General features: G+C 40.1%; 15 protein-coding genes and 1 other annotated feature. Of the genes, 12 read left to right on the top strand and 3 right to left on the bottom strand.

From position 1 onward, the window contains the following. From ABC374_RS22225 to ABC374_RS22170, 12 genes are all read left to right on the top strand, one after another. On the top strand, positions 1-507 hold the full coding sequence (locus ABC374_RS22225; RefSeq protein WP_350300353.1) for an SMI1/KNR4 family protein: 507 nt from the start codon (positions 1-3) through the stop codon (positions 505-507). A gap of 95 nt (positions 508-602) precedes the next feature. After that, a complete protein-coding gene (locus tag ABC374_RS22220; protein WP_101225556.1) occupies positions 603-866 on the top strand; it encodes a DUF2524 family protein in 264 nt (87 codons plus the stop codon). A gap of 154 nt (positions 867-1,020) precedes the next feature. Beyond that, positions 1,021-1,252, top strand: a binding site (T-box leader). Positions 1,253-1,306: 54 nt separating this feature from the next. After that, a complete protein-coding gene (leuS, locus tag ABC374_RS22215; RefSeq protein WP_350300352.1) occupies positions 1,307-3,721 on the top strand; it encodes a leucine--tRNA ligase in 2,415 nt (804 codons plus the stop codon). A gap of 334 nt (positions 3,722-4,055) precedes the next feature. Next, a complete protein-coding gene (locus ABC374_RS22210) occupies positions 4,056-7,217 on the top strand; it encodes an Ig-like domain-containing protein (protein ID WP_413019799.1) in 3,162 nt (1,053 codons plus the stop codon). Positions 7,218-7,472: 255 nt separating this feature from the next. After that, the gene (locus ABC374_RS22205; RefSeq protein ID WP_413019798.1) at positions 7,473-7,967 is read left to right on the top strand and encodes a DUF2712 domain-containing protein; all 495 of its coding nucleotides are present in this window, start codon (positions 7,473-7,475) and stop codon (positions 7,965-7,967) included. 69 nt (positions 7,968-8,036) lie between these two features. Then, positions 8,037-8,801 carry a DUF2705 family protein gene (locus ABC374_RS22200; protein WP_413019797.1) on the top strand — a complete coding sequence of 255 codons (765 nt, stop codon included), beginning with the start codon at positions 8,037-8,039 and terminating at the stop codon, positions 8,799-8,801. After that, positions 8,791-9,522: a WxPxxD family membrane protein gene (locus ABC374_RS22195; RefSeq protein ID WP_413019796.1), complete on the top strand. Its 732-nt coding sequence runs from the start codon at positions 8,791-8,793 to the stop codon at positions 9,520-9,522. Before ABC374_RS22200 ends, ABC374_RS22195 begins: the two co-directional genes overlap by 11 nt. Next, positions 9,515-10,237: a DUF2705 family protein gene (locus ABC374_RS22190; protein WP_413019795.1), complete on the top strand. Its 723-nt coding sequence runs from the start codon at positions 9,515-9,517 to the stop codon at positions 10,235-10,237. The genes ABC374_RS22195 and ABC374_RS22190 overlap by 8 nt, the downstream gene beginning before the upstream one ends. Positions 10,238-10,248: 11 nt before the next feature. Further along, positions 10,249-10,890 (top strand): ATP-binding cassette domain-containing protein, encoded by a 642-nt coding sequence (locus ABC374_RS22185; RefSeq protein WP_413019794.1) that lies wholly within the window; start codon positions 10,249-10,251, stop codon positions 10,888-10,890. Continuing rightward, positions 10,877-11,524: a hypothetical protein gene (locus tag ABC374_RS22180; protein ID WP_413019793.1), complete on the top strand. Its 648-nt coding sequence runs from the start codon at positions 10,877-10,879 to the stop codon at positions 11,522-11,524. Before ABC374_RS22185 ends, ABC374_RS22180 begins: the two co-directional genes overlap by 14 nt. Positions 11,525-11,572: 48 nt before the next feature. Further along, the gene (locus ABC374_RS22175; protein ID WP_413019792.1) at positions 11,573-12,220 is read left to right on the top strand and encodes a hypothetical protein; all 648 of its coding nucleotides are present in this window, start codon (positions 11,573-11,575) and stop codon (positions 12,218-12,220) included. 581 nt (positions 12,221-12,801) lie between these two features. Next, on the top strand, positions 12,802-14,553 hold the full coding sequence (locus tag ABC374_RS22170) for a right-handed parallel beta-helix repeat-containing protein (RefSeq protein ID WP_413019791.1): 1,752 nt from the start codon (positions 12,802-12,804) through the stop codon (positions 14,551-14,553). A gap of 674 nt (positions 14,554-15,227) precedes the next feature. On the opposite strand, the gene ABC374_RS22165 is transcribed toward ABC374_RS22170, so the two are convergent. The 3 genes from ABC374_RS22165 to gltC form a co-directional block, all read right to left on the bottom strand. After that, on the bottom strand, positions 15,228-15,827 hold the full coding sequence (locus ABC374_RS22165; protein ID WP_413019790.1) for a hypothetical protein: 600 nt from the start codon (positions 15,825-15,827) through the stop codon (positions 15,228-15,230). Between the two features lie 31 nt (positions 15,828-15,858). After that, on the bottom strand, positions 15,859-16,341 hold the full coding sequence (locus ABC374_RS22160; protein WP_413019789.1) for a spore coat protein: 483 nt from the start codon (positions 16,339-16,341) through the stop codon (positions 15,859-15,861). 178 nt (positions 16,342-16,519) lie between these two features. Further along, complete coding sequence (gene gltC, locus ABC374_RS22155; protein WP_076370054.1) at positions 16,520-17,422, bottom strand: glutamate biosynthesis transcriptional regulator GltC; 903 nt, start codon at positions 17,420-17,422, stop codon at positions 16,520-16,522. Positions 17,423-17,460 lie beyond the last annotated feature (38 nt).

The raw sequence follows: 17,460 nt of genomic DNA, 5'->3' as shown, positions 1-17,460 counted from the left end.
ATGACCGGTCAAGTTGAAGAAGCGATTAATCAAATGAAAAAGAAATTAGCCGAAAATAATCAGGTGATCGAAGAAAATGAAGATGGATTCATATACAAAGCCACTTGCACCTTCAATTCACCTGCTTCGGATGAACAAATTCATTCCTTTGAAAAGAAAACCGGACTGCTTCTGCCCGAGGATTATAAGGAGTTTTTAAAAATAACCAATGGATGCCGTCTGTTCGAAACACGAGAATCGGGCGGGGAAAATGATTTATACAGCCTGGATGATATTATTAATTACACATATGAAAATTCCTACGAGGGATGCTATAAAGTGGCCTGCATTTATCAAGATAATATCGTCATTGATGGGGAAGCCGTCGCTAAAGGCGATAAGGAGTATTTAATGGTAAAAGGCCATATCGATGATTTTGAAGAAGGCGAGAAACTCCACATGGGTTTTGCCGAATGGATTGAGCAATTCATTTCCCATCAAGGTGAAAAGTTTTGGGATAAAGGTTGATTGCTCAAAAAAAATGATAATCCACCCGTTATTTGCTCAAACTAGACAAGATGATTCCGAATCATCCAAATGAGACGCGAAGGAGAGGGTTTGAAATGGCAACCAGACAATCCGTCGATCATTTTTTAGAGCAATGTGAAGGTGCTCTCCATTTTGCAGAGTTTGAATTCAACGAGGCCTCACGGCAGGAGCATTATGATGATGAACAATTTCAAAATTCGCAAAGGTATATCGAAGAGGCTTTGACGGATATGGAACGATTGTATGCCAGTTCGAATGACCAGCAACGGGAAATGCTTTCGCGGATGAAGCAGCAGTTGAATCAATTGAGGAATGAAATGACTTTACTGCGACATTAAATGGAAGCAAGGGAGCTATGAATGAATAGCTCCCTTTTTTGCACGATTTTTCTTGAATTCGCATATATAAAGAAAAACCTGTCGATAATGTTTATGTACGGCTATTGCAATTATCGTTGAAATTGACTAGAATGTAATAAAATCCAATATTCTCATAAAGACTATGATGAGGAATAGTAACGGTTTAAACCAGTAAAGAGAGTTGACGGGTGGTGCAAGTCAACCTGGGATGGTCGTGAACTCGCCTTGGAGTCCCGGGTGTGAAGGTGAAAAGTAATGCCTGGCGTTTTAATCCATGTTACGGATATTTTAAGCTGGGCGGATTTTAGCTATCGCCAATGTGGGTGGTACCGCGGGAAGATATACATAATCCTCTCGTCCCTATTTTGGGATGAGGGGTTTTTTATTGTTTTTTTATACGGAAATTAGGAGGAAATCATATGAGTTTTGACCATAGGAGCATAGAAACGAAATGGCAAAAGTATTGGGAAGGCAATAAGACATTCAAGACAGGTGAAGAAAGCGGCAAACGTAAATTCTACGCGCTGGATATGTTCCCATATCCTTCAGGGGCAGGTCTTCATGTGGGGCACCCGGAAGGTTATACGGCAAGCGATATCCTGGCACGGATGAAACGGGCGCAGGGGTATAATGTATTGCATCCGATCGGCTGGGACGCTTTTGGACTTCCGGCAGAGCAATATGCGATCGATACGGGCAATGATCCAGCCGAATTCACGGAGCACAACATCAACACGTTCCGCCGCCAAATCAAAGCCCTAGGTTTTTCTTATGACTGGGATCGCGAAATAAACACGACAGATCCCGACTATTACAAATGGACGCAGTGGATCTTCTTGAAATTATATGAAAAGGGCCTTGCATATATTGATGAAGTTGCCGTTAACTGGTGTCCGGCACTTGGCACGGTATTGGCTAATGAAGAAGTCATCGATGGGAAAAGTGAGCGTGGAGGCCATCCGGTTGAGCGCCGCCCGATGAAACAGTGGATGCTTCGTATCACTGCGTATGCAGACCGCTTGATCGACGATTTGAACGATGTGGATTGGCCGGAAAACATCAAGGATATGCAGCGTAACTGGATTGGCCGTTCCGAGGGAGCGGAGGTTACATTCAATATTGATGGCTTTGATGATACATTCACGGTGTTCACGACTCGTCCGGATACGTTATTCGGTGCAACATATGCAGTATTGGCACCTGAACATCAGTTTGTAGATAAGATTACGTCGGCTGATCAAAGAGCGGCGGTTGAAGCCTATTTAGATGAAGTGAAACATAAAAGCGATTTGGAAAGAACAGACTTGGCCAAGGATAAATCAGGCGTGTTCACGGGGGCTTATGCCATTAACCCGGTAAATGGCGAAAAAATGCCGATCTGGATTGCCGATTACGTGTTGATCAGCTATGGAACAGGTGCAATCATGGCCGTTCCTGCCCATGATGAGCGTGATTATGAATTTGCAGTCAAGTTCGACTTGCCGATCAAGGAAGTCGTAGCTGGCGGAGATGTGACAAGTGAAGCATATACAGGCGATGGTCTTCATGTGAATTCGGAATTCCTTGATGGATTGAATAAAGAAGAAGGCATTTCGACCATGATCAAATGGCTGGAAGAAAAAGAAATCGGTACGAAGAAAATAACATACCGTCTTCGCGACTGGTTATTCAGCCGTCAGCGTTACTGGGGTGAACCGATTCCAATCATTCATTGGGAAGACGGCACGATGTCTGCAGTGAAGGAAGAAGATCTTCCCTTGATTTTACCGAAAGCTACGGATATCAAGCCTTCAGGTACAGGCGAATCACCACTTGCTAACATATCGGAATGGGTGAATGTAACGGATGAAAATGGACGAAAAGGGCGCCGTGAGACAAACACGATGCCACAGTGGGCAGGCAGCAGCTGGTACTTCCTTCGTTATATCGATCCGGACAACAAGGAAGCACTTGCAGATCCTGAAAAATTAAAAGAATGGATGCCGGTCGACATTTATATTGGCGGCGCTGAGCATGCGGTGCTTCACTTGCTTTACGCTCGTTTCTGGCATAAATTCCTGTACGATATCGGTGTCGTGCCAACGAAGGAGCCATTCCAAAACCTATTTAACCAAGGAATGATCCTTGGCGAGAATAATGAAAAAATGAGTAAATCAAAAGGGAATGTCGTGAACCCGGATGATATCGTTGAAAGCCATGGTGCCGATACACTTCGCATGTACGAAATGTTCATGGGGCCATTGGATGCTTCGATTGCTTGGTCCACAAACGGATTGGACGGTTCCCGCCGATTCCTTGACCGCATCTGGCGTTTATTAGTCAATGATGACGGTACGATCACAGATAAGATGACCGAAACGGATGACACGGGCAAGCTTGAAAAAGTCTATCATCAAACGGTTAAAAAAGTGACCGAGAACTATGAGGAATTGAAATTCAATACGGCGATATCACAATTGATGGTATTCATTAATGATGCTTATAAAGCGGAATCGCTTCCTAAAGTATATATCGAAGGCTTCGTAAAGCTGCTTGCACCGGTTGCACCGCACATCGCCGAGGAGCTTTGGTCTAAACTGGGCCATTCCGAGAGCATCACGTACGGAACATGGCCTGCTTTCGACGAAGCGAAGTTAGTGGATAACGAAGTCGAAATCGTCATCCAAATCAACGGAAAAGTCAAAGCGAAATTAATGGTGCCGACTGACACTACGAGAGAAAAACTGGAAGAAATCGCGATGGGTGATGATTCCATCAAAGAACAAATCGATGGAAAAACCATTCGTAAAGTGATTGCCGTACCAGGCAAATTAGTCAATATCGTCGCAAACTAAATAAATCGATTGGAAGCTGTCCCGCATATTTTTACTGCTGGGCAGCTTTTTTTTCGTGGGCAGGCAGAACTAGGGATTAGGTCATGTTAGGATTCTCACCGATTTAAATCTATTAGCGATCAATCTACCAATTGGACATCTACTATCGTCATGAGAGGAGCATCGGAACGCAAATATCTTGCTTAATTGGTTCATGAGAATCATTTTTTAGCTCTATGGCCATATATATCAAGCATTTGACATAAAAAAGGGAAAAAATTGGTTGATAAAATTTTACAGTGTGATAGTTTGGTATAGTACTGTTATTTTTTAACCAATTATTGGAGGGGAAACCGTGAAATTTAAGAATGTGAGTCGAATTACGGCGTGTGTACTTATTTTTACACTGATATTCAGCTTGATGGTTCCGCTAAATTCTCAAGCTGCAGCTGCAACGCCTATTGAAAATGTAAAAACGATTAAAAATGGGGACACTCTGGACGGAAAGTTTGAAAAACCGGATGTCCAATGGTACCAAATCAGTCCCACAACAGAAGAAGTACAAAAGTTTTCCCATATTGAGTTCGAAGTCAATTCGGACAAAGTCTTGAATATCTCCGTATATCAAGATAAAGAAAAAGCAGAAAAGGATGAGAGCAATTATATTGTCTCTTCTTATCCTGATGAAAAAGCTGTAGTCGATTTCCCATATGCTTGGGAAGGAACATATTATGTTAAAGTTGAATATTTCGGCGATACGGATGATGAGGGAAATCCCATCCCGGATGCAAAAAATGTAGCTGAATACTCCATCAATGCTCATTCAGTGACATTGCCGCCATCTGCCGGGGACGAAGGGGAAGAGCTTGAATCTTGCCCGGTTGAACTGAGTGTAAACGATAAGAAAACGGGAGAATCCATGTTGAAAACACTCCGCGTGTTTAGAGATGAAGTTCTCACGAAGTCGTCTGAGGGACGCACCCTTTCCTCTTTATACTATAAAGCTTCGCCATTCCTGGCCCTTCATCTTGCTGGTAATAAAAAAGCCAGGGAAGCCGTCTATGATCATTTAGTCGTCATTAAGGACCTGATTGATGATATTAATGAAAACGGAGCAAGCAGCACCGAAGACATTAACAAAGATCAGCAAAAAGCGATTAAAGAATTGTTCACTATGGCTGCAGATGCCGCACCGGCTGGATTGAAAAAGGATATGGACAGCCTGGCAAAGAAAATCGATCTTGATAATCTTGCAGGTGAGAAAATCGTCGATATCGCAAGCAAAGCGGGAATCGAACTTCCTGCTTCGAAAAATGTAAAGAACAAATATATCGTCAAACTTAAACCTGGGAAGTCATTAAGCGCTGTCCTAAGCGGAAAAGGATATGGAACATTATCGGCACCTAAGCAACAAGAGGTTCTGTATGATGATATGTATGTTGTAGAGTTAAAGAACCAAGCTAAAATGAGCACAGCAGCTCTATCCAGTATCGAAAAACTTCCGGAAGTGGAATATATCGAGCCGGTAAAAACGTACAAAGCACTTTCTGCCGACATACAATCACCGTATCAATGGTCTTTAAATAACGCCGGGGGCGATGAAGGCATAAAGGGAGCGGACATCGATAACGAAAAACTGCAGAACCTTATTAAGAAACGTAATTTAAAAGATACATTGGTAGCGGTTATCGACACAGGTGTCGATGATTCACTGGCGGATTTACAAGGTATTGTTGAAATGAAGGATGGTAAGAATTTCATTGATAAGAAAGAAAAAGCAATCGATGACAATGGCCATGGTACACATGTATCCGGAATCATCGCTGCAAAAGCAGATAATGGTTATTCCATGCAAGGAATCAATCCAGTAGCTAAAATCTTGCCTGTAAAGGTCTTGGACTCTTCAGGATATGGAGATAATGAGAAAATTGCACTAGGCATTAAATATGCCGTGGAACATGGAGCAAAGGTGATAAACCTTAGCTTGGGCGGAGAATATAGCAGGACGATTGAACACGCCTTGAAAGATGCAGCCGCCAAGAATGTAATGGTTGTCGTAGCAAGCGGTAATGATGGGATGGAGGGTCTTTCTTATCCTGCATCATCTAAATACGCCATATCCGTTGGCGCAACCAATGCCCTTGATTTAGTATCCGATTATTCCAATTATGGATCGAAATTGGACATGGTCGCTCCAGGGACAGGAATCCCGAGCCTTGTGCCTAATGGGAATGTTACCTACATGGATGGTACATCAATGGCAGCTCCCCATGTTGCGGCAGCTACAGCTTTGTTATTATCCGGAAACCCTGGGTTGAAAGTGAATGAGGTAAGGGAAATCCTGCATGAGACATCGGAATATGTCGCTTTTGAAGAAGAAGATAATGTAAAAGACCCTTATGAGGACTATCAACCTGAAGATGGAGAAATCATAATACCAGAAGTAGAACTGCCTGTCGGAAAAGATTTAGTATCTGGATATGGAAGGCTGAATGCGTACAGTGCAATTAGTGCAGTGGATTTACAAGCTAAAGTCAATCTTGTGATGGATACGCAAACAAAACTGACTGGTTCAGCTAAAAAAGGTTCAGTAATCGAAGTGAAAAGCGGAAACAAAACGCTCGGTAAAGGAACGGCGGCAGCTAACGGAACGTTCACCGTTACGATTCCGGTTCAAAAAGCTGCGCAGCAGCTTACTGTGAATATCTCTGATTCTTCCAAACTAGCAGTATCTTCAATCAAAGTATTCGTGAATAAGGGTGCAACCCCTAACAAGCCAACTGTTAAAGCTTTAAGTGACAAAGATACGTATGTAACGGGTCAATCGCAAGCGGAAATGAAAATCACGATCAAAAATAGCGCAAAAAAAGTGATTGGTTCAGGTAACACGGACAGCAAAGGGAATTTCAAAGTGAAAATCAGCAAGCAAAAGGCCGGCACTAAACTTTCAGTCACAGCTACAGACTTAGCAAAACGTGAAAGCAAGGCGGCAACCGTGACTGTTCTCGATAAAACAGCTCCAGATGCACCGAAAGTGAATGAAGTAAGCGACAAAGCTACTACCGTAACAGGTAAAGCGGAAATCGGTTCAACCGTTACCGCGAAGCACAGCAATAAAAACATCGGAACGGCAAAAGCTGATGGTAAGGGGAGCTTCTCCATCAAGATCAGTAAGAAAAAAGCAGGCTCCGCATTATACGTCTCAGCAAAAGACAAAGCGGGCAATACAGGAAAAGCAGCAAAAGTAACGGTTAAAGATAAAACGGCTCCAGGTGCACCGAAAGTGAATGAAGTAAACGATAAAGCAACAAAATTAACAGGTAAAGCGGAAATCGGTTCAACCGTTACCGTGAAGTACAGTAATAAAAACATCGGAACGGCAAAAGCTGATGGTAAGGGGAACTTCTCCATCAAAATCAGCAAGAAAAAAGCAGGCTCCGCATTATACGTCTCAGCAAATGACAAAGCGGGCAATACAGGAAAAGCAACAAAAGTAACGGTTAAAAAATCCAAATAAATAGTAGGTGAAGGCCGTTTAACTACATGTTAAACGGCCTTTTTTTGTGTGGAAACGAATTAAAACACCGCTCCTCATCGGCGGTGTTTTTGCTATGAGCGTGCCTTTTTCCGAGCTGTAATGCTAGAAAATGATTTATCATGTGCATTTTCTTCATGATGTCAGATTTGGGATGACCCATTTTAATTCTGAAACTTCACATACTTGCCGTTCATATATCATTAATCTGTTCAAAAATAAATTTCAGGAGAACATATGATGAAAAAAAGAAAGGGAAGAGTAATAGCATTATGTACTATTTTAGCTTGCTCAATCGGGTTAGGAACGCTTTCAGTTGAAGCTGGGAATGAGAATTCGGTATATTCCTTTAAGATTAAGAAAGAGCAAGGCAACGAATATACACGTACAAAGTATCGCCAAACAACTACAGAACGGAATACATGGAAGGTGAGAATGTATCATTCACAAGAAGGTACAAATACTTATACGACTTATTGGTTGGAAAGAAGCGATGGCACGAACGTATCTCCTTCAGTAGATGTGAAAGCTGGTAGCGGCGGTTTAAATAGTGGGCGCAATTATTATATTAAAGGCAATGCAGGTGCCAATGCCACCGAGGTAAGATTAACGGCAGAAAATAATAATTATAGCTCTAGTACCTATACTATAGACGGATATTGGGATGAAGAAACAGGGAGAATGTTACCTTCCCAGTATAAGACTTATTACACCACGGAATATAATAAATAAAAATGTTGAATATGGTGAAGCCACCTTGGATGATTGTTGATTCAAGGTGGCCTTATAAAGGGAGACAAAATGAATAGTTATTATTATCGATTAACAAATAATAAAAAAACAAAGTTCATCGTGTTATGTATTGTGGCGATTGTTATTATTGACATATTTATCTTGATTGGCAATGTTTCAGAATCATGGATCATGCCCCATTTAGCGACCTTTTTGCAGTCAAGTTCATTAGGTCATATGATGCAAATACTACTAATCTGGTTTTTGCCCATTTTTCTATTGATTCTGTGCGCCGACAGCTATATCCAAGACTATAAAACAGGCTACCGATATATCGTAGCGACCAAAAAAGGGCGATATTCTTATTATAAAACCATGTTATTAGGAAATATGTCATTTGCCTTTTTAGTGATGGTTGGTTGCTTGCTATTAAACATGATTATTGCATATTTGGTATTCATGAATGGTGAATTTAATATGGGTTTGGCCCCAGATTTATCGCCGGAAAATCCTTTATATACACTCGCCAACAAAATGCCTGCTGTCACTAATGTGGTTTATATCATCATTTTTGGGTTTTACACTAGTTTATGTGCAGGGATGGCGACTGTTCTTAGTTGGTGTTTCCCGGATATAAAGTATACATATCCGTTAAGCTTTGTTATCTGGTTTTCACAAATTTTAGGACTGAATTATTCACTAGCAATGATCATCCAGCCGTTTAACGAAGTGACCTTGGAAGCTTTCGTTTTTATTTTCTTTAGATCGACCATCCTTTTTTTAGCGGTCATCACAGTCGGGTTCATGTATAAGGTGAAAAGTGATGAAGTCTAATCAAAAAAAAGTGTATGTATCACTGCTGCTTGTTCTGTTATTTGGATGTTTATGGATGTCCTATAATATTCATTATTTAAAAATAAAGCAGCTTGACCCAGCGTATCCATTGATCATTGATGTAAGTGCGAGTGTAGAAGGCTATCTCTCGGTTAAAAATTTATTGATCACATATATTGTTCCTTTGTTACTATTTTATCGTTTTTTTATTGAAGATGAACATCCACACATTATCGTTCGCTTAAAATCAAGAATCGACATGTATCGGAGACGGACCATCCAAGTTTTTATAAGTTCGTTTATCTTTGCGTTCATCATTTTATTGATTAATTTCGCAGCTGTTTTCTTATTCGATAGATTTCACTTTATATCATCAAATTATTGGAACTTATCTCTTCTTAATCTAGCGCTATTAACGTGCATTTATTTCTCGATTGGCCTGCTTTATTATTTCATTTTTGATTATTCCAATTCAATCATAGCGATGGCAGCGACCTTTTGTATCTGTTTTCTCTTATATGTGATGAAGAGTCAGCTGAATATTGATTGGGGCCCTGCCAGTTCCGCAAATGTTATCGATCCTTTATTAAGCAGCGGAATTACAGGATATTATTCGCTAATCATGATTGGAAAAGAATTATTTCTATCTCTCGTGATGGTTTTACTTGGGCTATTCGCGATCGAGAAAAAAGATTTCATGTTTGGTGTTTCTGATGACTAAACGAATCTTCATAACGATGTTGATCGTCATTTTGTTGCAAATTTTCCTATTTGATTATTTCGATGGCTCTAAAGCCGATCTTACGGGATATATGATCGTTAGCGGAGTTCCCATCAGTAATAAATTTGTTGTATTGGGAACATGGTATATGTTCTTTTCTGGATTGAGTTTTTTGTCGTTAGGGTATTTGCGGCAATATATATCCGGTTATGGGGTCTACCTGATGATCAGGGAAAAAAGCAGGGTGAAACTTGGGTTTAGAAGAATCGTGAACTTAATGATCCTTATATCTGGATTATCTATAATTCAACTTCTTTTCTCGATCGTATTCGCTTTTATAAATAATGTCGATCAGGCCTTTTTTTATGATAATTTCCAATCATTGATTTGTATAGCAGGTCTTTATATGATGTCCAATTTTGTCCTGATTTTCATTCAAATGGCACTCGAACTTCATTTTACGGAGGAAGTATCTTTATTGCTGATAAATGTTTATGTGCTTTTTTCGGTTACATTAGGCGGAGTTCTATTATCTACACAAAAGCTGACGTGGATTTTATATTTTTTGCTTCCCAATTTCGGCATGTATGTAAGAAGTGATGTACTTGAAACTGGCGGAATATCAACAGTAAATGCTTATATCGTTTTAAATGTAATGACGATCATTTTAACTGTTTTAACCTATAGACGATTAAAGAAAATCGATTTAATTTAAAGAGGTGCACAATGACAAAAATACGAATTAGCTCTTTACATAAAATGATGAAGAAGAAGACACTTTTGCATGATATCAATTATGAGTTTAACAGCGGGAAAATTTATGGTTTGTATGGAAGGAATGGCTCCGGTAAAACGATGCTGCTTAGAGCGATTGCAGGATTAATCATGCCAAGCTCAGGAGAAATTGCCATAGACGAAAAAATTCTTCATAAAGATATTTCCTTTCCTGCTAATATTAGTGTCATTATTGAAAACACTTCGCTGCTGCACCAATATGACGCTTATACAAATCTGAAAATATTAGCAAAAATCAGGAACATCGCCACTGATGAGGATATTAAACTGAATATAAAAAGAGTCGGCCTGGATCCTGATTCAAAAATGAAGGTTGGAAAATTTTCGTTAGGAATGAAGCAGCGTCTAAGCGTCGCCCAAGCGATATTTGAAAAACCGGACATCTTATTATTGGATGAACCGACAAATGCCATCGATGAAGAAGGTGTTACGCTAGTTTATCGAATCTTGAAGGAAGAAAAAGAGCGCGGCGCCCTCATTCTGTTGACAAGCCATCATAAACAGGACCTGGAGGCATTAGCCGATGAGTATGTAAAGATGGATAATGGAGGAATCGTCCTTGACTCTAAATAAAAGCATAGCCGCGTTAACTTTACTCGTATTGATAAGCGGATTCCTTATTTATAAAGTGTACATTTTTCCATCAGCTATGAGTGCCGCTAATAGAAATACGGAAAATAATACTGCTTCCTATAAGGTGTTGGAGTCACAAAACATCATAGTCGGCAAGGATATCGATCAGGGCTATTATGATATTAAAGCTCTCGATAGTGAAGCGGAGTTTTTTGGCGATAAAATGCATGAAAATGCTGTTTTACATGCAAGACCTTTTTATCTGAATGCGAAAATGTCGATTAAAGGGAAGTTTGAATTCAAGCCTTCTGAATTTAAAAAAGCAGTGAAAAAAAATCAACAAATCATCATGAAAGATCCTGGTCATTATGTGGTCGGTACAGAAATACCAGCGGGGAATTATGTACTATCAAGAACAAGCGATAAAATCGGAGTGTTTGTCGATATTAGACATGGAACAAAATCTGGAAGCTTGCAAACGATTCAATGGGATATCGACGAAAAAGTGAAAAAACCAATCGAGATCGAACTAAAAAAGGGCTATAACGTGTATATCAAAAAAACGGGAAAAGATGGATATATATCGAATGAAGGTGATTTGATATTGGAGGTAAACAATCAGGAAAGTAATTAAGGATATATTAAAGCATTTTCAGCTGAGTATAGATTGGAGGGATCGTCCTTGACCTTAAATAAAAGAATAGCCGCGATTAGTTTATTCATATTAGTAGGCGGATTCCTTATCTATAAAATGTACATTGTTCCATCAGCGATGAGTGCCGCTAATAGAAATACAGAAAATAATGCTGCCTCCTATAAGGTGTTGGAGTCACAAAACATCATTGTCGGAAAGGATATCGATCAGGGCTATTATGATATTAAAGCCCTCGATAATGAAGCGGTAGTTGGTAGCGATAAAATGCACAAAAATGCTGTTTTACATGCAGAGCCATATCATATGAATGTGACATTCTCGATTAAAGGGAAGATTGAATTCAAGCCTTCTGAATTTAAAAAAACAGTGAAAAAAAATCAACAAATCATCATGAAAGATCCTGGTCATTATGTGGTCGGTACAGAAATCCCAGCGGGGAATTATGTACTATCAAGGACAACCGATAAAATCCGAGTATTTGTCGATATAAAAGATGAAACGCAAACCGAAAGCTTGCAAACGATTCCATGGGAAATCGACGAAAAAGTGAAAAAACCAATAGAGATCGAACTGAAAAAGGGCTATAACGTATATATCGATAAAACAGGAAAAGATGGATATATATCAAATGAAGGTGATCTGATATTGGAGGTAAATGATCAGGAAAGTAATTAAGGTTTTAAGACAGAACTAATTCCTATACTCAAATTTTAGGGACCCATATTGGGTCCTATCGCGTTTTCGTGAATTGAAACCAACATGTAACAGGCGACTACACTTCCCTTTTTACAGACGTTGAAAAAATGTTAGCTGTTACTTCATTAAAATGAACACATCTCCATCTTCGATCTGGATGTCCTCACTTAAAGCATGGGTTACTACAGCTCTAATTTTCAGCGGCTTTTTGCTAGGCGTGGGTCAATGATTATATGTGCATTTTCATTTCATGATGTCAGATTTGGTATTTCTCGTTTTAATAATGAAATTTCCCGTTCCCTTCTTTCTTGTAATATATCTGGTATTACAAAAAAGAAGAGGAGAGAAAGAAGATGCAAGAAAAAGCAATGGCAACGTTTCTTACAGTGATAACAATGGTGTGTTGCCATCCTATTGAAACTTTAGAGTTCGCAAAATTATACTCCAAAACCATCTTTGGCTGATTGAACGGTGGATAATAAATGACTCGAACGTCTCAAGGGTAAGCATTCAACGTTATCAATTATCAAGGAATAATTACATGCATGGGGAGTTTTCAGATGAAAGTATGTAGAAGTACCGTAATATTCATTCTGTTTGCGGCCGTTTTCTTTCCGCTCCCATCCATGACAGCGGCAGCAAATCCGGATTGCGAACCAACAACAGGAACGACAATCCAATTATTCGAACACAACAATACCCTGATGGAAACGTCAACATTAGCACCCAACTCTACAACGTCATCCGTAAGATCTGCTATTAATCATGCCGTTCTAAGTGCTTCAAAATTTCCGAAGGATGGGGAAACCGGAAAACGAGGGACCGTTCTCTTATCAAAAGGGAATTTCACGGCGAGTGCCTTTATTGTGATGAAATCTGGAGTTACCTTGGAAGGAACAGTGGAGAATGGAAAGGCTGTCACGACAATCTGTACTGAATCAAGAAGTGACCCTGTTACCATTAAAATAATGGAAAGTCATATGGGCATAAAAAATCTTATTTTGGATGGGAAAAGAAAAACAGAAGATGCCGTAACAGGAGAACCAAGGAAGTATTATTCATCAAGACATAGAGGCATCCAGATTACCGCTATTGATCAAACGAAATCAACGGATGATTTAGTGGGTGATTACCCGATAAATGATAAAGATGGTGACGCGAAACGGCTGAAAAATATCACGATTGAGGATGTTCATATTACGGGATATGAAGGGTATGGCATCTATTTAGAGCATGTGGATGGAGTAACCATCAAAGGATCCGATCCCATTTCTAAAAAAAGCATGAGTATCACGGATATTGGATATGCGGGCATTGGCGGCGTCTCAGCGAATAACGTGACCATAAAGCATGCGACCGTTAGTGATCTTTGGCCAGGAGCAACCGTTGGAAGTGTTCAGCAAAGCTATGGGGTGGCCTTTAGCCATAGGAAAGTCAATACAACAGATGATGCCAAAGCGCAAGCGAAGTTCCCGCCAAGCGATACCATTGTGGTCGATCAGAACGTGGTCGCCAACAACCCGACATGGGAGGGAATCGACACACATTCGGGACAAAACGTATCATTCACGAACAATGTCATCTTAAATACACGTTTCCCCATTGTCGTTGGAGGAATGGAGTATGATAAAGGCAAGATGTCCGCTTACCCGCCTCAAAACATTACGATTTCAGGGAATCGAATTAACAGCCATGGAGTGGGAACCAAGGGTGATTATGATTTTTATGGCATAGAAAAAAATGACACGATTACAGAACGAGGCATAGCCGTTACCGGAGCACAATTTACGGACCTGACCAAAATGGAGATGGGGTTCTTGGACTCGGTAGTGATTAAGGATAATTACGTAAGCGATATCCAAGCCGCTGTAGAGTCACATGGAGGCATCAGCATCCACGTGACAAAAAATGCGACCATTGAAGACAATACCATTGAAAACAGTTTCAACAACGGGATCGTGTTTCTTAGTTCCAACAAGTTCACGAAACTACAAAGAAACAAGATTCACCATGTCGAAAAATCCGAAAATAACTTTATCCAAGCTGGCATTGGCATACGCGGGTCTCATAATAATGGGAACTTTAATAATGACTACACAACCCTGCCATTGACCATGGAAAAAACTCTGATTGAAAATGATCACACATTTGCCGAGGTTGGACGTGAAATTCATTTTCAAGTAGGATCAGTAAATAACTTTTTGAATAATCGGATTTGTATCCCTCCTGACTTAAAAAATCAGGACTGTTTTCCCTTGAAACCAGAATGTGAGGATGACACAACATTGAAGTGTCACCAAAGCGATATTTGAAAAACCGGATATCGATGAGCTCTAAGTCCGAAAATTTGCCAACGATTCAATGGGAAATCGACGAAAAAGTGAAAAAGCCAATTGGAATGAACTGAAAAAAGGCTATAACGTGTATATTAAAAAATGGGTAAGATGGTTGTATATCAAGTGAGGGTGATCTGTTTGGAGCGAAATAAGGGGATTTAATATAAGTCCAATTGAGAAAATATTTGCACAAATTTAAATTCCATGATCGTTTCTTAAAATATTAATATTTATTGCCTTCCGAAATGATAAGGAATCAAGCGCAAAAGCGGATTCCTTATTTCAAATGTATATACCGAGGGCGGGATTTTCGAGGGTCCATATATCCGCCGGTTATTTGATGTCCGAGAGAGCTCGCAATGACTACTGCTGCAAAGAGGAGGATGATTTTCTTCAAATTAATAATCTTCTTTCCGTTTTATTATTTTTAAAGAGTACACCCAAATTCCTCTTCCTTCAACCCCTAAAATATAGAAAAAATCGGCTTCATTAAAATCTTACCCCATATTTTGGACTTGCTCATATACCCAATGACAAACCTTTTTTTGATTCTTCAAATGCCTCATTTATTTTCTCAAAGTCATAGAGTTTAACGATCCACTTTTGCAATAGTATCGTGCTAAAACAAACCTGCCCCTGCATTTGTCAGCTCATTTAGTGAATTCACTTCTTAGTAGATAGACAACATCGTATTCCTTCAACTCGTCCATATGGTCTTCACTATTACCATAAAAATCAGTGGAAAGTGAACGTATGCCTTCATTTCCGCTTGAGTAGCATATACTCGCCAATGCAAGCTTGTCTGTGCTGTTTATTTTGAGTTTGCCAGCACTGCCCCATACGCTGGAATCCATTTCATCAAGGGTTTCAGGATAAGTAACTGTATCCGTACCATCATCGTTTTGAATGCTGACGTTGAACATCGATCGTTTTTGGTCAGCATCCGTTTTGGATATGGTGAAGATGATCGTCCCATTATCTTTGATGGCAGTTGTCATGCGTCCCATTTCAGATTCGACAAGTTTTCCAAATTCATATTTTTCGACCCAGACTGACATCTCCTTGTATGTATCATCAACACTGAAATCGATAAGAAAGGAATGTTCACTTGAATTCTCGAGGATGGCTTTCTCCCTTGCTGTCAGCTCAGGAACTGAAAGGTTATTCTCGGATTTTGGATCATCAGCCTTACAGGCAACTAAAGAAAATGAGAGCAGGGAAAGGATGATGGATAAATAGATCTTTTTCATGATTTTCACCTCTTGAATAATATTAACCTAATTAAAACCAATTCTTATATATTATAACATTATAATGAAAAACGGAATCGGAACGCGGCAAAAAGGCAAGCAATCGGTATGCTTGCCTTTTTTTGCATTTAGAATGGTTGGAAGCAGGATAGAGGTTTCTTTCATAAAGGTAGTTGAAAATCTTGGCATGAGTATCGATGGCTCCATTTAAATGTTTCTTAAATACTTTTCGTAGGGAAGGGGTGGCTGTTTCCGTAATGGCAAGTGCATAACTTTTAATCGATGTTTTGGCAAAGCCTAGCAACTCCCCGGCAACAGCTGCCGATGCGTCATCCCTTGATTCATCTTCATCCCGGTGCGTTTTAGGCGTCAATGGGTAAAACTGCAGCAGCTCCATGATGTTTTGGGTAAGGGTATCGATCGTTTGCTTATAAATCGTTTTTAGAATGGGGTCTTTTATTTTTGGGTAAGCTTTTTTAAATTTAATAAGGGCATTGGACTGGGCGGCGACCAACTCATGAAGCTCGAGTGTTTCATGCCAAGCAAGATGTGAATGGGTGGGGTTGCATGTAAATTCCTCCTGAACGAATAATCTTGATACATTATTCGTTCAGTGGGCTATAGGCAAGTTGTCTAGTGAAGGTATTTATGGGAAGAGCTGTCCAATTTACGATTCCCATTCACAGTTTGTTTTATTGATATTGCTCGAGAACAGAGAAAAACTTTTTGGCAAATTGGTAAAAAAGTTTTTCTGATGGAGCCAAGTCCCTGTTTTTAGGAGTGATGATGCCGACAGTCCGTTTGACTTCGGGTGTATCGATCGGGATCTTGACAGTCAGTCTTGGAATGACTTCATAAAAAGTACTGTCAGGGAGCAGACTGACTCCGATTCCGGCAGAAACGAGCCCTTTTATGGAATCCATGTCTTCACCTTCCGAGGCGATATTAGGTGCGAAACCGGCTGCTTTGCACGCTTCAAGAGCGATAGTGTGAAAGATGTATCCTTTGGGAAACAAGACGAAGGGATCATTTCGTAAATCACTTAGGCGCAGACTCTTTCTTTCAGCCAATGGGTGAGTTATTGGCAGTAAGGCAGATATGTTTTCCGTGAACAGGATATGACCTTCGATATCTGGATCGTTTGTCGGAATAGGTCCAAGGAAGGCTAATCCGATTTCGCGATTTTTGACAGCTTCCTTTAAAGAGGAATAAGATCCCTGTCTTAAGTGGAAGCCGATATTTGGCTGCTCATCTTTAAAAGCGGAAATGACGGTAGGCAGTAAATGGGTGGAAAGGCTGGTCGGAAACCCGATTTTAATGCTTCCGTGTTCAGGGTCTAAAAACTCCTCAATTTGATATTTGGCATATTCTATCGCCTGTATCGCTGTTTTGGCATGGATCAAGAATATTTTACCAATGGGAGTTAACTGGATATTCCGGCCGATTTTCTCGAATAAAAGAACGCCAAGCTCATCTTCCAATCTGGATATTTGCCGGCTGATTGCTGATTGTGCAATATGCAGGTGCTCTGCGGCTTCTGAGACGTGTTCCCTCTCGGCGACTTCAACAAAATAACGTAATTGTCGTAGTTCCATTTATTCATCCTCCTGCCATTCATCTCAAATTGAGATGG

Origin of the sequence: Peribacillus phoenicis (assembly GCF_047238085.1) — a bacterium.
In the GTDB taxonomy this organism is placed as follows: Bacteria; Bacillota; Bacilli; order Bacillales; family DSM-1321; genus Peribacillus.
The sequence above is the reverse complement of the archived record's forward strand: the minus strand, read 5'-3'. Positions and strand labels throughout refer to the sequence as shown.

What these genes read in the sequence shown, in the direction of transcription:
- ABC374_RS22165 (WP_413019790.1), bottom strand. Translation starts at nt 15,827, where the DNA reads ATGAAAAAGATCTATTTATCCATCATCCTTTCCCTGCTCTCATTTTCT.
- ABC374_RS22200 (WP_413019797.1), top strand. Translation starts at nt 8,037, where the DNA reads ATGAATAGTTATTATTATCGATTAACAAATAATAAAAAAACAAAGTTC.
- ABC374_RS22225 (WP_350300353.1), top strand. Translation starts at nt 1, where the DNA reads ATGACCGGTCAAGTTGAAGAAGCGATTAATCAAATGAAAAAGAAATTA.
- ABC374_RS22190 (WP_413019795.1), top strand. Translation starts at nt 9,515, where the DNA reads ATGACTAAACGAATCTTCATAACGATGTTGATCGTCATTTTGTTGCAA.
- ABC374_RS22185 (WP_413019794.1), top strand. Translation starts at nt 10,249, where the DNA reads ATGACAAAAATACGAATTAGCTCTTTACATAAAATGATGAAGAAGAAG.
- ABC374_RS22170 (WP_413019791.1), top strand. Translation starts at nt 12,802, where the DNA reads ATGAAAGTATGTAGAAGTACCGTAATATTCATTCTGTTTGCGGCCGTT.
- gltC (WP_076370054.1), bottom strand. Translation starts at nt 17,422, where the DNA reads ATGGAACTACGACAATTACGTTATTTTGTTGAAGTCGCCGAGAGGGAA.
- ABC374_RS22220 (WP_101225556.1), top strand. Translation starts at nt 603, where the DNA reads ATGGCAACCAGACAATCCGTCGATCATTTTTTAGAGCAATGTGAAGGT.
- leuS (WP_350300352.1), top strand. Translation starts at nt 1,307, where the DNA reads ATGAGTTTTGACCATAGGAGCATAGAAACGAAATGGCAAAAGTATTGG.
- ABC374_RS22195 (WP_413019796.1), top strand. Translation starts at nt 8,791, where the DNA reads ATGAAGTCTAATCAAAAAAAAGTGTATGTATCACTGCTGCTTGTTCTG.
- ABC374_RS22205 (WP_413019798.1), top strand. Translation starts at nt 7,473, where the DNA reads ATGATGAAAAAAAGAAAGGGAAGAGTAATAGCATTATGTACTATTTTA.